The sequence below is a fragment of the Vibrio sp. 10N.239.311.G01 genome (genome assembly GCF_041465805.1).
GTDB classification, from domain to species: domain Bacteria; phylum Pseudomonadota; class Gammaproteobacteria; order Enterobacterales; family Vibrionaceae; genus Vibrio; species Vibrio crassostreae_C.
In genome coordinates this window covers 51,338-67,593 of record NZ_JBFSRM010000004.1, presented here as the reverse complement: position 1 = coordinate 67,593, position 16,256 = coordinate 51,338, and the positions used below count along the sequence as shown (strand labels likewise).

The 16,256-nt window shown below is 45.4% G+C and carries 13 protein-coding genes; 5 read left to right on the top strand and 8 right to left on the bottom strand.

Translation table 11 applies throughout. The features are described 5' to 3' along the window. Positions 1 to 9: 9 nt before the first annotated feature. A complete protein-coding gene (locus AB6D06_RS04440) occupies positions 10 to 2,340 on the bottom strand; it encodes a DNA internalization-related competence protein ComEC/Rec2 (RefSeq protein WP_372109967.1) in 2,331 nt (776 codons plus the stop codon). A 17-nt stretch (positions 2,341 to 2,357) separates the two neighbouring features. Here AB6D06_RS04440 and AB6D06_RS04435 point away from each other — a divergent pair, with 17 nt between their 5' ends. Further along, positions 2,358 to 2,870 carry a DUF2062 domain-containing protein gene (locus AB6D06_RS04435; RefSeq protein ID WP_017060232.1) on the top strand — a complete coding sequence of 171 codons (513 nt, stop codon included), beginning with the start codon at positions 2,358 to 2,360 and terminating at the stop codon, positions 2,868 to 2,870. A gap of 205 nt (positions 2,871 to 3,075) precedes the next feature. Here the strand turns inward: AB6D06_RS04435 and lolE are convergent, their stop codons facing one another. The 3 genes from lolE to lolC are packed head-to-tail and all read right to left on the bottom strand — an operon-like array spanning position 3,076 to position 6,214. Next, the gene (lolE, locus tag AB6D06_RS04430) at positions 3,076 to 4,320 is read right to left on the bottom strand and encodes a lipoprotein-releasing ABC transporter permease subunit LolE (RefSeq protein WP_372109966.1); all 1,245 of its coding nucleotides are present in this window, start codon (positions 4,318 to 4,320) and stop codon (positions 3,076 to 3,078) included. After that, entirely contained in the window at positions 4,321 to 5,013 is a 693-nt protein-coding gene (lolD, locus tag AB6D06_RS04425) for a lipoprotein-releasing ABC transporter ATP-binding protein LolD (RefSeq protein WP_017060230.1), read from the bottom strand. Next, entirely contained in the window at positions 5,006 to 6,214 is a 1,209-nt protein-coding gene (lolC, locus tag AB6D06_RS04420; protein WP_372099811.1) for a lipoprotein-releasing ABC transporter permease subunit LolC, read from the bottom strand. The genes lolD and lolC overlap by 8 nt, the downstream gene beginning before the upstream one ends. A gap of 227 nt (positions 6,215 to 6,441) precedes the next feature. Here lolC and AB6D06_RS04415 point away from each other — a divergent pair, with 227 nt between their 5' ends. The 4 genes from AB6D06_RS04415 to AB6D06_RS04400 all read left to right on the top strand — a co-directional run bounded on the left by AB6D06_RS04415 (position 6,442) and on the right by AB6D06_RS04400 (position 11,993). Then, complete coding sequence (locus AB6D06_RS04415; protein WP_017065300.1) at positions 6,442 to 7,011, top strand: hypothetical protein; 570 nt, start codon at positions 6,442 to 6,444, stop codon at positions 7,009 to 7,011. Between the two features lie 6 nt (positions 7,012 to 7,017). Continuing rightward, positions 7,018 to 10,479: a transcription-repair coupling factor gene (gene mfd, locus AB6D06_RS04410; protein ID WP_372099809.1), complete on the top strand. Its 3,462-nt coding sequence runs from the start codon at positions 7,018 to 7,020 to the stop codon at positions 10,477 to 10,479. A gap of 63 nt (positions 10,480 to 10,542) precedes the next feature. Next, positions 10,543 to 11,310 carry a peptidoglycan binding protein CsiV gene (locus tag AB6D06_RS04405; RefSeq protein ID WP_017065298.1) on the top strand — a complete coding sequence of 256 codons (768 nt, stop codon included), beginning with the start codon at positions 10,543 to 10,545 and terminating at the stop codon, positions 11,308 to 11,310. A 137-nt stretch (positions 11,311 to 11,447) separates the two neighbouring features. Beyond that, positions 11,448 to 11,993 (top strand): GNAT family N-acetyltransferase, encoded by a 546-nt coding sequence (locus AB6D06_RS04400; RefSeq protein WP_017060225.1) that lies wholly within the window; start codon positions 11,448 to 11,450, stop codon positions 11,991 to 11,993. Positions 11,994 to 12,104: 111 nt separating this feature from the next. Here the strand turns inward: AB6D06_RS04400 and AB6D06_RS04395 are convergent, their stop codons facing one another. The 4 genes from AB6D06_RS04395 to lpoB all read right to left on the bottom strand — a co-directional run bounded on the left by AB6D06_RS04395 (position 12,105) and on the right by lpoB (position 16,185). Then, the gene (locus tag AB6D06_RS04395) at positions 12,105 to 13,394 is read right to left on the bottom strand and encodes an NAD(P)/FAD-dependent oxidoreductase (RefSeq protein WP_009847154.1); all 1,290 of its coding nucleotides are present in this window, start codon (positions 13,392 to 13,394) and stop codon (positions 12,105 to 12,107) included. 512 nt (positions 13,395 to 13,906) lie between these two features. Next, positions 13,907 to 14,446, bottom strand: a complete 540-nt coding sequence (ycfP, locus tag AB6D06_RS04390) for an alpha/beta hydrolase YcfP (protein ID WP_009847155.1) — start codon at positions 14,444 to 14,446, stop codon at positions 13,907 to 13,909. 108 nt (positions 14,447 to 14,554) lie between these two features. Beyond that, the gene (locus AB6D06_RS04385) at positions 14,555 to 15,409 is read right to left on the bottom strand and encodes a phosphotransferase (protein ID WP_102429150.1); all 855 of its coding nucleotides are present in this window, start codon (positions 15,407 to 15,409) and stop codon (positions 14,555 to 14,557) included. 185 nt (positions 15,410 to 15,594) lie between these two features. Continuing rightward, positions 15,595 to 16,185, bottom strand: a complete 591-nt coding sequence (gene lpoB / locus AB6D06_RS04380) for a penicillin-binding protein activator LpoB (protein ID WP_004736264.1) — start codon at positions 16,183 to 16,185, stop codon at positions 15,595 to 15,597. Positions 16,186 to 16,256: the final 71 nt, after the last annotated feature.

Genomic DNA, 16,256 nt, shown 5'->3' with positions numbered 1-16,256 from the left:
ATAATCTATCTATTCTACTCCCTTACGGAGCATCTGCCTATACCACTGCCCGCCTTGTTGTTCTCTAATCGCATGATATTGCCAACCTTCTTTGCTAAGAGTGATGGTTATTTGTCCGCTTTCTCCAGTATCTAGCCAAGTACTCCCCGCTTCCTGATAACGTTCAATAACAAACTCACTCGGCATTCCCCACTGGTTGCCTTTGGCAAGAGAAGCTATCGCCAGCTGAGGAGACACCGCCTCAATAAACGACTTAATCGATGACGAATCGCTGCCATGATGCGGAACCAACATAACATCACTCCTTAGCTGTTCTCCTTCACGAGCAAGTAACCACTCACTTACCAGTTCAATATCACCAGTGAGCAACATTGAGAAATCAGCACTATGATCTGAGATCTTGACCACACACGAATGTGGGTTATACGCCCTCTTTACTTGCTTAGGCGGCCACAACACCTCAAAAACAACATCTTGCCAGTTCCAAACCTCTCCAATAGTACATGTTTGAATATTAGACGGGGCTTGAGTGATAGATTGGCGTTCTTGAATAATGTTCTGACTGGTTCTTATCCACTTTGGCGTATAGTTCTCAAGTAATGCCGGATAACCACCAGCATGGTCAGAATCGAAATGACTCACAATCACGCCTTCTAATTCATAAATCCCCCGCTGATTCAAAGTAGGAATCAACAAAGACTCAACAACCGAGCCTCCTGGCCACGCATTGCCAAGATCATAAACAACAATCTGATTGTTCTTTTCCAAGACCAAAGACAACCCATGCCCAACATCCAAGATATCAATAGTTAGTTTGTCTTGCTGGGGTTTGCTGAACTCCCACCACAGCACAAACACTGCAGTTACCAATATCGATAATGTTCGCTTGAAATACCGACTAACAAAGCTCAAAAACAAGATAAGGAATACTGATAATGCAATCGTCTGATTATCGACTTGGATCCAAAATCGCTCAGAGAAAGGAAGACTAAATACGAGAGGCTCAAGCGATAAGTCGACTAACTTCCACAGCTGACTGACCAAATCATTGTCTAGCGCTGTTATACCAACCACGCCAGACACTGACTCCGATATTAAGCTTAGAAACATTGCCAGAAACAACAGCGGGATCGTCACCATCGATACCCAAGGCAAAAGGAACAAGTTGTAGAAAACAGAGACTAAACTGACTCCTTTGAAAAACAACATCGAGGAAGGCGCGATAAGGAATGTCAGCATCAGTTGAAGCTTAATAAGTTGGAGTGCGTGGTCGATAAATGTAAAGCTTGAAGCTGAGCGCTGAGTATTACAGGCGATATAGAAAACAGCGCCCAATGCACCAAAGGACAACCAAAAACTGCTCGACAAAGCTGAAAACGGCCAAATCAGCAGAACCACGCACACACTTAAAGTAACATACCGAAGCAAACTGATATTTTGCCCACGCCACAAGAAATAACTCGCGATAACGCACATCACCAAAGCTCTCAAGGTTGGCAGCGTGAACCCAGCAAACCAACTATAGAAATACGCCAAGCCGAGCCCGAATATTGTAGGTAACCAAAGAAATGAAGGGGAAAGTAGCCTGAATATCTTGCCAATCTGATAGCCAATACCAAAGGCAATCCCAATATGCAGCCCCGAGATAGCCATCAAGTGAATCAAGCCACTGCTTTTAAGCAATTCCCACCGCTGAAGCGGAATAAGGTCTCGATATCCAAAACTCAAAGCCATAATGAGGTCTTGATTTGCCAGCAGACTTAACCTTTCAAGGCTGGTTTCAAACCATCGGGCGCGCAAGTTAGTGCTAGAATGAATTCGGTACTTGGTCTCAGCTCTGTAAGTTGCATTGGCAACCATGCCAGCACTAAACAAATACTTTTCTAGGTCAAAGCCGGCTTCATTGAGTTTGCCCCATATCGGCTTTATTGAGGCCGATAAATAGACATCATCTCCAAGCGTTAGCTTAAAAGGAGTAAACAAGCGCAATTTTATCAATTGGGGAAAGATTAATTTTTCGCCGCCAATTGATCTGGCTACTATTACGCTTTCAAAACCGTGGCTATTTTCACTAAAAAGGCTAACAACCGACGCATTTATGGTAGTATTCTGCCCTGATTGGAATAAGCGACTCGTTTGTATTTCAATCGCATTCCCTAGGCAGATAACTAGTATCAATGCTGTTACTGGACCTCTTGCACTCCGGAAAACGCTATACTTTGTTGATGCTAGCAGTAACAACAGCATCAATGGTGCCCAAACCCAATGTGGCATCACAGGCCAGAAGCTGGCAGACACAACTGTCGCAGCAAATGAAATCAAGAACCAAGTGTTAAACAAGAGAGTAGCTTCCTCCTATGCCAAGAAAGTTTATCAAACGATTTATGCCTGACCATGATCTAATCAAGCGTCAGAAAGCATTGAAAGTTTTTGGCAATGTTTTGTACAACCCCAACTTATGGTGCCTTAATCGTCGCTCTGCGGCTGGCGCGTTTGCTGTTGGGTTATTCATGGCGTTTGTCCCTCTACCAAGTCAAATGATTATGTCTGCAGGCCTTGCTGTCGCATGTGGCGTTAACCTGCCTTTAGCTGTCGCACTTGTTTGGATCAGTAACCCGGTTACCATGCCTGTTCTCTTCTACTTTGCTTATAAAGTCGGGGCGTTTGTTATGCATGTGCCACCGCAAGCCTTCCATTTCGAATTGTCTTGGGACTTCATCTTGGCGCAAATGAGCACTATAGGGCCTCCGTTCTTATTGGGTTGTCTGATTTGTGGCGTGGTTTCAGCAATGATTGGCTACTTTGGTATTCGCGGTTTATGGCGCTACTCAGTAGTAAGAAGTTGGAAGAAGCGACAAGCAAGGCACTGAACGCCATTTCTTGTTATTCAATCTAACCTTGTATGCGCTTCACTTAAAACGTACACAAGTTAAAATCGGATGAGCTACTTACCTCTGCAAGATTGGCATGTAACGAAAGTCGTAAAGAACACGAATTGAATTCAATAAAAAAGGATCCCACTGGGATCCTTTTTTGTATCGACTGAAAACTGACGGCCTGTTATTTAGGCGAATGCTATTTAGAACTCAGCACTGAGGCTGGATTCAACTTCGCCGCGCGTGATGCTGGGTACCATGTCGCCAGTAAACTCAGCACAATCGCAGTGCCGGAAACCACAACAACATCCGTCATATCAAGTTGTGATGGCAAGAAGTCGACAAAATAGATATCACCGGACAAGAACTGGTGATCGACCAACTTTTCAAGTCCTTTGATTAGTGTCGTGAGATTAAGAGCGACTAGCACACCTATTGCACTGCCCACTAAACTGCCTAACACGCCTGAGAATACGCCCTGCCAAACAAAGATGCGCTTCACAAGGCCGTCTGATGCACCCATGGTTCTTAAAATCGCGATCTCTGATGCTCTGTCTTTTACTGCCATCATTAGCGTCGAGACAATATTGAAACAAGCCACACCAATAACCAGTACCATCACCAGATACATGATGGTACGAACGAGTTGGATATCTCGATACAAGAAACCAAACTTCTGCTGCCAGCTTCGTAGATACACATACACATCAAGCTGATTGCCCACTTCACGCACAATAGAGTTCGCGTTCAGCACATCGGTCACTTTTAAAGAGACTCCAGTTACCGCCTCACCTAAGTTGGCGTAGACCTGAGCATCACCAATCGGAATCAGAGCCAAGCTGTGGTCAATCTGGCCATTAAGCGTCAGCAAGCCAACCACTTTCACTCGAACACGCTTTGGCGCCTGAACCTTCACAGAACCGTTTACCGTTGGAATCATCAAAGTCAGGTAATCACCCACTTTCGCACCCAACACATTCGCTACACCAGAGCCCAGAATGATCTGTTGTTGTCCTGCCTTAAACTCGCTCCAAGCTTGTTTATCGATAAAACTCGATAGACTTGATACCTGTTGTTCAAGTTGTGGAACAACACCGCGAACTTCAATTGCTTTGAGCTCTTTGCCCTTTTCAGCAAGCGCTGTAATTTTTACATAAGGCGCAGCAGCAACGACTTTATCGTGCTTAACCGACTCCTCAATCACGTGCTCCCAACGAGTCACAGGCTCATTCACGCCTTCAAATTCACCATGAGGAATGACAGAAAGTACTCGTGATTGAAGCTCTCGCTCAAAGCCATTCATCGCAGATAAGCCGATAATGATCACCGCGACACCAACCGCAATACCAATGGTCGAAGACAATGAGATGAACGACACCATCTTGTCTCGTTGTTTCGCACGGCTAAATCGGCCGCCTATCAATAGAGATAAAGAGGAAAACACTTAGCTCTCCTCTTTTTCTACGTTGACCAGTAAACCATCTTGCATGTGAAGTTGGCGATCCATCTTACCGGCAAGTTCACCATCGTGAGTCACGACCAAAAAGGCAGTATCGTATTCACGGTTCAGTTCACGCATTAAGTCGTAAATAGACAGTGCGGTGTTATGGTCAAGGTTACCGGTTGGTTCATCCGCCAACACTAGCGCAGGCTTATTCACCAATGCACGAGCAATCGCCACACGTTGCCTCTCGCCACCAGAAAGCTCTGAAGGTCGGTGGTCCACGCGGTGACTCAATCCAACTTTGTCCAACAAACGTTGTGCTTCTTGCTTTGCTTTAGCGGGCTTTTCGCCGCCAATCAATAACGGCATCGCCACGTTTTCTAAAGCTGAAAAGTCAGATAGAAGATGATGGAACTGATACACAAAGCCAAGATGCTGGTTGCGAAGCTTCGCCTGCTTATTCGAACTCAAAGATGCTAAATCTTGACCAAGAAAACTCACACTGCCCGCAGAAGCATCGTCTAATGCGCCTAAGATATGCAGTAAGGTACTTTTGCCCGAGCCAGAGGTACCGATGATTGCTACTAGCTCACCCTTTTCGATGTCAAAGCTGACTCCCTTGAGCACCTCAGTATCTAACGAGCCTTCACGGTACGTTTTACGGATATCATTACATTGAAGAAAATTACTCATAACGAAGGGCCTCAGCAGGTTTCACAGACGATGCACGATAAGAAGGGAATACAGTGGCAATCAGGCTAAGTGCAATAGCCAGAACCACAACAACAGCGATTTGAATTGGGTTAATCAAAATTGGTAACTGTCCACCAAACGAGAATAGAGCAACGCCCATCGCCTCTAAAATAGTATTAAGGTTCATCGCTAGAGCAACGCCTAACACACCACCAGAGAGCGCACCAATCACGCCACTACTTGCGCCTTGAACCATGAAGATCCCCATGACTTGACCATCAGTCATGCCTTGGGTCTTAAGAATCGCGACTTCAGACTGCTTCTCCATCACCACCATGATAAGTGCTGAGATAATATTGAAAGCAGCAACACCGATGATAAGCCCAAGCATTAAACCCATCATGTTTTTTTCCATACGAACGGCTTGGAATAGCTCACCTCGTTGGTCTCGCCAGTCGCTCCACAACCAACCTTCCGGTAATGGCTGAGTTGATAACTCTGCGACTTCAAACGGGTCTTCAAAAAATAGTCGCCAGCCTGAAATAGTGTCTGATTTATAACGCATCAAACGCCCAGCGTCTTGGATGTCTGTCACCATCAGTTGAGCGTCGATATCAGAACCTGTATTGAAAATACCGGCAACGGTGAAATTTCGTTGGCTTGGAATACGACCTAACGGGGTGTACTGGCTCGCGCTGGTCACCATCAGGCGAACTTTGTCACCCATAGATACCTTCAAATTTCTCGCCAAGGTGTGACCAAGAAATAGCTGATATTGCCCAGCTTGAAGTGAAGACAATCTGCCCGCAATCAAGTGGTTTTGAAGAGGGTCATCTGAATTAGGTTCAATACCGATTAATAGCCCCGCAGATAACTGAGCCGGACTCTGAATCACCGCCTCACTGCGGACAATCGGTTCAACGTGACCATTAAGCGAGATTTGCTCTGCAAAATTAGGCGCTTGGGCAAAAAGAGAAGTGGTGCCACCTTGCTCATAAACCACCGCTTGAGGAAGAACTCCAAGAATTCGGTCTTTTAACTGCGCTTCGAATCCATTCATTACCGATAAAACAGTAACCAAAGACAGCACACCAATGGTGATACCTGCCGTCGACATATAAGAAACAAAACGGCTAAAGCGATCACCTGAACGGCCTTTCAAATAGCGTAGGCCAACAAACAACGAAATAGGATGAAACATACTTTGAACCATCTAAAGGGGATGCGGGTTAATGTAACGGGTATTGCTGTTACTGTGTAGGGGTTAATTGAAAATATAGAGTGAATTAACTCAATTAGTTAGGCTTGAAAAACAGAACCTTGTCAAATTGCCAAATTTCAAACAACTATTTGAGACTTTCAATTAACTGACCTTGATTACTGCGGCCACATAGCGATAATCAATAGATCACTTCAAGGAACTAACGCATGACAGAACAAGAGTTTTTCACCGTTCACCATAGCCTTACCGCTAATATTGAACCAATGGACAGCGGCTTCACTTTACCCTCTCAAATTCAATTCGAATCTGAGATCCCAGCACCATTTGTGGTGGCAAGTGAATTTAGCCAATTGGATCTGTTAGCTGACAGCGCTCGAGCGGAACTGAAAAACAGCGACTTGAAGAATGTCACCAGTTTATTGGATGCACAAAACTCAAAATTAAACCTCTTGTTGAGCTTTATGTTATCGCAGCAAGATGATGAGAAATTTCGCACTCACACCTATTCATTTGGTGCGAGTCAGTTTTCCTGCTTTTCAAAAGCAGACATCGAACCGGGTCGCTTAGTAAAAGCCAAACTTTTTCTAGAGCACCCAGCTGCAGCCATTTATTGCTACGCAGAAGTATTTGCTAGCGAGGCGAAAGACTCAGGTTTCGAAATCAAATTTAAATACGCTCATCTTCGCGATACCGACCAAGACCTGCTAATTAAAGCGGCACTTTATCAACAACAGAAACTCTTGCGTCAACGCTCTCTAGACCGAGATAACAAGTAAATTAACATGACCAAAAAATCCATATTTACACTACCTAAACTTAAAGGTGCCGGTGACAAAAAGCACATCGGTAACCTAGTCGGTTCGTCTCTCGCTCTTGCCATTGCCAAACTCGCAGAGCAACACAACAGCCATACCGTCTTGGCTGTACCCGACCCACAAGTGGCGCTTAAGCTTCAATCTGAAATTGAACAGTTTACGGCACATGAAGTCGCATTATTCCCTGACTGGGAAACGCTGCCATACGATAGCTTCTCGCCGCACCAAGAGATCATCTCAGATCGTATCGCACGCCTTTACGCACTGCCAACACTAAAAGATGGCATCACGATCGTTCCGATCAGCACGTTATTGCAACGCCAGTCACCGCGAGACTTTTTGCTACAACACACGTTAATGGTGAAAACGGGCGATCTCTACTCGCTTGAGAAACTGCGCCTACAGCTTGAAAAGTCAGGCTATCGTTACGTTGATCAAGTGTTTGGCCCCGGTGAATACGCAAGTCGTGGTTCTATTCTCGATCTGTTCCCAATGGGCAGTAAAGACCCGTATCGAATCGATTTTTTCGATGACGAAATCGACACTATTCGTACTTTCGATCCTGAAAACCAGCGTTCTATCGAAGACATCTCTGAGATCCGCCTGCTGCCTGCTCACGAATTCCCAACCTCGGAAACAGCGATTGAAGATTTCCGTATTCGTTGGCGCCAACAGTTTGATCCGCGCCGCGAACCAGAATCGGTTTATATGCAGGTTTCTAAGGGTACTTGGCCTGCTGGTATCGAGTACTGGCAACCGCTGTTCTTCGATCACACAGAAACCTTGTTTGATTACGTTGCCGATGAAGCGCAACTGCTGATTCTAGGTGATGTCGAGACTGCAGTAGACTCATTCCTAACGGACGTTGCTCATCGATACGAACAGCGCGGTGTTGACCCATTACGGCCACTTCTCACGCCTGAACAACTGTGGTTGAAGAAAGACGAGCTGTTCGCTCACTTCAAACAGAAGCCACAAGTTAACCTGAGTCTAGATTCGATTGAAGAGAAAGCAGGCCGCACCAACTTGCCTGTCGTGTCATTACCTGACCTCAGCGTTCAGCATCAAAATAAAGAACCTTTAGCTAACCTAAGAAAGTTCACAGAAGCCTTCGACGGCAAAGTAGTATTTTCGGTTGAATCAGAAGGTCGTCGTGAAGCGCTGAGTGAACTGCTTCGTGGTATTAAAGTACGACCAAGCGAAGTTGAAAACCTCGATGCCTCAATTAAAGGCAAAGACAAGTTCAGCCTCATCCTTGGCTCTGCTGAACACGGTTTTATCCATGAAGAGCAAAACATCGCCCTTATCTGTGAAAGCGACCTGTTGGGTGATCGCGTTGTTCAGCGCCGTAAGAAAGACAAAAAAAGTGTTAACAGCGACACTGTCATTCGTCACTTAGCCGAACTTAAACCAGGTCAACCTGTAGTGCACATTGACCACGGTATTGGTCGCTACATCGGCTTGCAGACACTCGAAGCCGGTGGCATGAAAACCGAATACGTGACACTTGAGTACCAAAACGATGCCAAGCTGTACGTGCCCGTTGCGTCTTTGAACCTTATTGGACGTTACTCTGGTGGCGCCGAAGAGTATGCACCGCTACACAAACTAGGTGGTGAGGCGTGGCAAAAAGCGCGTAAGCGTGCCGCTGAAAAAGTACGTGACGTTGCTGCAGAGCTGCTGGATGTTTACGCCAAGCGTGAGCTTAAACCTGGCTATAAATTTGTTTTAGATCGCGGGCAATACGCAACCTTCAAATCTGGCTTCCCGTTTGAAGAAACCGATGACCAAGCGATGGCCATCAATGCTGTTATGTCTGATATGTGCCAAGCCAAAGCCATGGACCGTTTGGTGTGTGGTGATGTTGGCTTTGGTAAAACCGAAGTCGCGATGCGTGCAGCATTCGTTTGTACCGACAACAGCAAACAAGTAGCGGTTTTAGTTCCTACTACTCTACTTGCTCAGCAACACTTCGAAAACTTCCGTGACCGTTTCGCCAACTTGCCGATTCGTGTTGAGGTTCTATCCCGATTCAAATCAGCTAAAGAGCAAAAACTAATCATGCAAGATGTCGCCGACGGTAAAGTGGATATCCTAGTCGGGACTCACAAGCTGCTTTCGAGCGATATTAAGTTTAAAGACCTGGGCCTGCTGGTTGTCGATGAAGAACACAGATTTGGTGTACGTCAGAAAGAGAAAGTGAAAGCGATGCGTGCGGATGTCGATATTCTAACGCTTACTGCGACACCGATCCCGCGAACGCTGAACATGGCAATGAGTGGCATGCGTGACCTTTCGATCATCGCTACACCACCCGCACGACGCTTGGCAATTAAAACCTTCGTTCGCGAGAGTGATGATGCCATCGTCAGAGAAGCGGTGCTGCGTGAAATCATGCGTGGTGGCCAGGTTTACTTCCTACACAACCAAGTCGACACGATTGAGAAAACAGCAGAGTCATTGCAAAAGCTGATTCCAGAGGCGCGCGTGACTGTAGCTCATGGCCAGATGAGAGAGCGCGAACTGGAACGCATCATGAATGACTTCTACCACCAGCGCTTCAACTTACTGGTGTGTACAACCATCATTGAAACCGGTATCGACGTACCAACGGCAAATACCATCTTGATGGACAGAGCCGATAACCTTGGTTTAGCACAGCTGCACCAATTACGTGGTCGTGTAGGTCGTTCGCACCACCAAGCTTATGCTTACTTGTTAACGCCACACCCTAAAGCAATGACCAAAGATGCGATCAAGCGATTGGATGCGATAGCTTCGCTCGAAGACTTGGGCGCAGGCTTTACCCTAGCAACTCACGATTTAGAGATTCGTGGTGCGGGTGAGCTGTTGGGTGATGAACAGAGTGGTCAAATCCAGTCGGTTGGTTTCACCTTGTACATGGAAATGCTTGAACAAGCGGTTGAAGCGTTGAAAGAAGGTCGAGAGCCTTCGCTTGATGATCTATTGCGTGAACAAACTGAAATTGAGATGCGTCTGCCTGCACTATTGCCAGACGACTATATTCCAGACATCAACACGCGTTTATCAACATACAAACGTATTGCGAGTGTGAGTGACACCGACGAATTGGCAGAGTTGAAAGTCGAGCTGATTGATCGCTTCGGCCTTCTGCCTGATGCAACCAAGAACTTGTTATCAGTTTCTGAGCTAAAATTAGCCGCAGCGTCTATCAAAGCGAAGAAAATTGAAGCCCACGATAAGGGTGGATTCTTAGAATTCTACCCGGATGCTGACATAAACCCGACCTACCTTGTTAAACTGTTGCAATCTCAACCGCAAAAGTTTTCAATGGAAGGACCAACAAAGTTCAAGTTTACGATACCATTGGTCGACAGACGGAAACGAATTCAATTTGTTAGTGATTTATTGGGCGAATTCAGACAAAACTTGCTGCCTTCAGCATAAGACCCAATCCACTTGCACATATAAATTATCCAGCCGGTAGTTCGGCTGGAAGACGGAGTAAAAATGAAAAGACTGATCCCACTGCTACTATTGTTCGTCTCACTGCCAAGTTTGGCGCAGAGACAATTTGATATAGAAGTGATCATTTTTAAGCGCGCTGTTGATGCAGAGAAGGTGAACGAATCTTGGCCAAATACACAGCCTAAGATTTCACTTGAGCGTGTTGGTTCATTTCAAGATACCCAATACCGAGCAAAGAAAGGCGTTCAAATGCTTCCTTACTCGGAATATAAGTTAACGCCTCAGAAAGACAAGCTACGTAAACACGCTGGCTTTGAAGTTCTGATGCATACCGCTTGGCGTCAAGGCGACCAAGGTAAGAGCTCGGCACCTGTTTTCCATATTCAAGCAGGTAAAGATTTCTCTAAACAGTTTAATGCTGATGGCTCTGAAAAAGGCGCAATCACTGCAGGCAGCGCTGATGGGTTCCAAGAAGAGACCATTGATAAGCCACTCTACGAATTAGACGGCAAGCTGCAAATCTACGTTCAGCACTACCTATACGCTGAAACGACATTAGATTTAAAAGCGCCAAGCGTTCGTGAAGTGACTCTACAAGAGCAACAAATTGAGCTAGATTCACCAGTAAGTGGCGCAGAAAGCAACGTCCAGGTAGGCAATCTAACTGAAATTTCTCCGACGGTTGAAGTCCAAGAGTTCCTTAAGAGCTACCGCATGGACCAAAAACGTCGTATGCGCAGTACAGAAACTCACTACCTTGACCACCCACTTCTTGGAATGGTGATTCAAGTTCGACGTGTAGCGCAGTAAGTTACTTGCCGATTCGGCTATAATTATATAAATAATTCAATCCGCCCTCCTAGTGAGGGCGTTTTATTAAGTGCTATCTATCTTTATTCTGTACTGACTTTCTTTGCTCAGTACTTACACGTTACTTGGTACGCTCTATGAGCCCTGAATTTCAGATCAACACACAAAATCTTAGCCTTAAAATCATTGAGGCCTCAGATGCTCAAGAATTTTCTCAGCTGGTTAAGTCCTCCCCTAGCTTGCTGCCATGGGTCGACTGGTGTCATAAAGAGTTTTCTATCGTCGAGGCCGAGAAATTTATTCTGGCAACTCGCCTGAACTGGGTGAAAGCCGATGCGTTTGGTTTTGGCATCTTTGAACGAAAAAGCGATAAGTTAGTCGGTATGGTTGCCATTAATGAGCTTTACCACACCTTTAATATGGCGAGTTTAGGTTATTGGGTCGGTGATGACTTTCAAAGGAGAGGGATCGCCAAAGAAGCGATGTTCGCCCTATTTGAATTTTGTTTCGCGCAACTCAAGTTAACGCGTTTGGAGATTGTCTGCGATACCGAGAACCTACCCAGCCAAAAGTTGATCGAGAAGTGTGGCGCTGAGCGAGAAACCATTGCCCAGAATCGATTTCTGTTTAACGGTAAGCCGAAAGATGGCGTGGTTTATTCTGTGCTACCTCCAACGTCTTAACAGCAGAAATGAGTTCAACACCTGCGATAATCCATAATCGACACGATCAAAAAAGAGCTCCGAAGAGCTCTTTTTTATTATCAGCGTAATGCTCTGAGAAGGCTTACCTGATTAGTGAAGCTTTAGGTTTGGACGAAGTACACGGTTAATACGACCAACCAGCATCATCAGTGATGTTTTGATTAAGCCGTGAAGCGCCATCTGGTGCATGCGGTACAAAGAGATGTAAACCACACGAGCAATACGACCTTCGACCATCATCGAGCCTTTCGTCAGGTTACCCATCAAGCTACCTACCGTAGAGAAACGGCTGAGTGAAACTAGCGAGCCTTTGTCTTTGTAGATGTAGTCTTTCAGGTCACGACCGTTCAACTTAGCAATGATGTTGCTGAATGCACAGCTTGCCATTTGGTGAGCCGCTTGTGCACGTGGCGGAACGAATGAACCGTCTGCTTGTGTACATTGCGCCAAGTCACCGATTGCAAAGATGTTGTCATCCAGTGTTGTTTGCAGCGTGTTCTTCACAACCAACTGGTTGATACGGTTGGTTTCAAGACCACCGATATCTTTCATGAAATCTGGTGCTTTGATACCTGCTGCCCATACCATGATTTGAGCTGGGATCTTGTCACCATCTTTGGTTGTTAGGCCGTCAGAATCCGCCTGAGTCACCATCGTATTCGTACGAACGTTCACACCAAGCTTGGTTAGCTCAGAGTGTGCTGCACTTGAAATACGAGGAGGTAGAGCTGGAAGAATACGCTCACCCGCTTCAACTAGGTTTACGTTCAGCTTGCTTGAATCTAGGTCGCCGAAGCCGTAAGTACGAAGTTCTTTAACGGCGTTGTGTAGCTCTGCAGAAAGCTCTACACCAGTTGCACCAGCACCAACAATCGCGATGTCTACCGTGCCTTGACCGTTCTTAGCGTGAAGCTTTAAGAACTGATTGTTCATTTCTGTACGGAAACGGTGTGCTTGCTCTGGGCTATCAAGGAAAATACAGTTGTCACGAACGCCTGGAGTGTTGAAGTCGTTTGACGTTGAGCCTAGCGCCATCACTAGAATATCGTATTCAAGTTCACGGCTTGGCATCAGCAGTTCACCGTGCTCGTCTGTAAGCTCGCTTAGTGCAATCACTTTACGCTCACGATCGATGTCGTTCAGGCTGCCCATTTGGAAATCGAAGTAATGGTTTTTTGCGTGCGCACGGTAGCTTAATGCATCAACACCTTCATCCAGTGAGCCCGTTGCTACTTCATGAAGTAATGGTTTCCATAGGTGGCTTGCTTTACGGTCTACCAGAGTAATCTGGGCACGTTTCTTACGACCTAAAGTGCGGCCTAGCTTAGTTGCTAGTTCTAAACCACCAGCACCGCCGCCTACTACGATAATTTTTGTCACAATGACAATCCTCTACAAAATGAATAAATGGGGTTCGGCTCGATTACTCCAACCGATAAATTCTATGTATCTACTCGGCCTTGAATGCGAAGGCTGTTACAAATTGGGTTACCGCGAAAAAGAATAACGACAGCTCACCGAGTAGTTAGAGGGGTTACAAACAACAAATAATGGTTTGTTGCTTTGCTCACGTGGATAAAAAAGGTGACTACCTGAGAGGCAGAACACAAATTATGGGCAAGTTTTTTCACTCGCTCTCAATTTTTTTTGATATTTGTCAAAATATTTTGCTTGGGAACATTATATATAGCAAAAAGATGACCGCAACAAAAAAATCCTTACCCTCAATGAGGATTCGCGACTAATTAGTTAACGTTTGCGCAAACTGATCTATAAATGCACAAACCGACCGATAAAACATATACAACTACTTTATCAATACCAATCTCTAAGATTCAGATGTGAAAAAGCAGCACTCATTGAGCACTGCTTTTATAAAACATCTGGATTGATTAAGCGTTTTTGAACGCTTTCATTGCTTGAAGATGTTGAGAGATCTTTTTGAATTTATGACTCTCTTTCTCATCCCAGATTACATCGTAGTAATCTTCTAGCGCGGCAGCTGTTTTGGTATTGTCGTGAATTTCATCTTCACGAGAAAGCACCACTAAACAGCGTCCTTTGTTTTTCATACGGTACTGAGCAACACATTTAGTTGCGATGTCTTCGTACTCTTCTGGACGGTCAATTCGACCTACCATGTTGTTCTCAGGGTGCAGATTAGGGTTGAACACCACCTGCTTAATCCCACATAAGAAACCAATACGCTCAGACCAAAAACCACCTAAACCTACACCACAAATAATGGGATGCGGATCATCGGATTGCTCTATCACCTTATGCACTTCTTTTAGCAGATGCTGCATATCGTGTTTTGGATGCAAAGTACTGTAGTTGATGAAACGAACGTCATCATCAATGAATTGCAACTGCAGTATTTTTTCGTGATTGCCCGGGCTTGTTGAGTCGAAGCCATGTAGATAGATAATCATTGTACCTCCCCCGTTGAATATTGGTACGTTTTGATCAATCTAACACGAAAAACAAGGTTTTAAAGGTAACAGCTGAGAAATTATATTTTTCACTTCCTAAACGTGATCCTAGCTACATAAAGTGTGACTCAGAGCCTCCGCTTCACGCAGATAACTTTCATCGCCCCAAAGCTGATGAGCAAGTAAATACCATAGCATCGCCATCATCTGGCTTCTTGGTAACCATGCTTCTACACCATCAAGCCAAGGCTGAACATCATGGATTCCTCGCAGCTGACAGTACTTCTCAACCGCTTCTGTGACTTGCGCGCCAGCAACCGCAATGGTTAATGTCAAATCGAGCCTAGGGTCTGCGAGCGCAGCGTATTCCCAATCAATAATCTTAATGCAGTCACTGTTTCTCACTAGGTTATAACCACCTAAGTCAAAATGGCACAAAGACAGGTCAACATTGGTAATACTCGGAGCCACGCGCCACTCTTGATAAATCTTAGTGCAGGCTTCGGTCTTATGAATCGCATCAAGCTGCAGCCAGTAATGATCGACTCGCGCTGTGAAACTGAACGGTTGGAGTGGTAATCGCGCGGTATTCACCAGATGCACTGAGATCAGAGTCTTCAACAAATCATCAAGCTCTAAGCCTTCGTAAAGCGTCTCACCCGCAATCCATTCAACCAATAAGCCTTGCTCATTGACCACTATTGGACTTGGTCCAATACCTAGACGCTCAATTGCGGAAAGCACTTGATACTCTTCATGACGAGAGATAAAGAAAGCTTTGGTGATAGGAGTGGTGGGCCGCCAAACATACGCGGTGCCATCGGCTAACACCAACTTCCAACATCGATTGGTCAACCCGCCGGTCAGCGTTTGAGCTCTAACAGGTGGCTCAGAAAAGTAACCATCAAGCGAACTCAAACTGGTATCAAGAAGCTTAGCCTCAGACCAAGAAAAAATTGCCATATTTACTCCCTATAAACGTCTTCATTTCCCTACAAAAAAGACACTGACCAAAAGCCAGTGTCTCTTCATAAACAGCACATCATGCACTGCATTGGCGTGTGACCAAGCTATGTGTGGCCAAGCTATACGCTGCCAAGACTAGACGCTGTCAAAACTGGCTGCGTTTAGTTGGCAAGTAAGCGAAATTAAAGGCCTAGTAGGCTCTTAGATTGTTGCTTACGGATTTCAGTCTCGTCAGCCCATTCAATCAAGCCAGACTCAAGATCCATTAGACGCATCGTCATTTTGTAGTAAACGTCTTCGTCGCTACCGTCTTTCTTAACGATGCTTGATAGGTTGCCGTACAGCATGTATTGAGCACCGACCATTTTACCGAATTGAATTGCTGAGCTTTGATTTACAAGCTCATCATTGTTTTGGAAGTTCAATTGGTCACGAACAGACTCTACACGGTCCATATCAACGAAACGGAACTTACCAGAATTCAGCATTTTAGTACTGATAGTGTCAGTGATTGACTCAGTATCGATGTGCTCACTTGTCTTGTTCTTGATTCGCTCTACGAACACGATTGGACGTTGCTCTCGAGTAATGTAAGACACTGAACCAGACGCCATCATGCTATCGACCATTTCACCCGCAATCGTTTGAAGGTCAGTTGAACCGAAATCGATTGTCGTGGTTTCTACTGCTTGTGCATCACCGTAGCTTACCTTGTTTGAACAACCGCCTAAAATAACCGCTAAACCTAGTAGCGCAACGACACTCTTTTTCATTTTGTTTCCTCAACTTATCACTGAGCGGGGTTACCCACACTCTTAAATTCTTGTATTTACGAATCATTAGA

What these genes read in the sequence shown, in the direction of transcription:
- lolD (WP_017060230.1), bottom strand. Translation starts at nt 5,013, where the DNA reads ATGAGTAATTTTCTTCAATGTAATGATATCCGTAAAACGTACCGTGAA.
- lolC (WP_372099811.1), bottom strand. Translation starts at nt 6,214, where the DNA reads ATGTTTCATCCTATTTCGTTGTTTGTTGGCCTACGCTATTTGAAAGGC.
- AB6D06_RS04405 (WP_017065298.1), top strand. Translation starts at nt 10,543, where the DNA reads ATGAAAAGACTGATCCCACTGCTACTATTGTTCGTCTCACTGCCAAGT.
- lpoB (WP_004736264.1), bottom strand. Translation starts at nt 16,185, where the DNA reads ATGAAAAAGAGTGTCGTTGCGCTACTAGGTTTAGCGGTTATTTTAGGC.
- AB6D06_RS04385 (WP_102429150.1), bottom strand. Translation starts at nt 15,409, where the DNA reads ATGGCAATTTTTTCTTGGTCTGAGGCTAAGCTTCTTGATACCAGTTTG.
- AB6D06_RS04415 (WP_017065300.1), top strand. Translation starts at nt 6,442, where the DNA reads ATGACAGAACAAGAGTTTTTCACCGTTCACCATAGCCTTACCGCTAAT.
- mfd (WP_372099809.1), top strand. Translation starts at nt 7,018, where the DNA reads ATGACCAAAAAATCCATATTTACACTACCTAAACTTAAAGGTGCCGGT.
- ycfP (WP_009847155.1), bottom strand. Translation starts at nt 14,446, where the DNA reads ATGATTATCTATCTACATGGCTTCGACTCAACAAGCCCGGGCAATCAC.
- AB6D06_RS04435 (WP_017060232.1), top strand. Translation starts at nt 2,358, where the DNA reads ATGCCAAGAAAGTTTATCAAACGATTTATGCCTGACCATGATCTAATC.
- AB6D06_RS04400 (WP_017060225.1), top strand. Translation starts at nt 11,448, where the DNA reads ATGAGCCCTGAATTTCAGATCAACACACAAAATCTTAGCCTTAAAATC.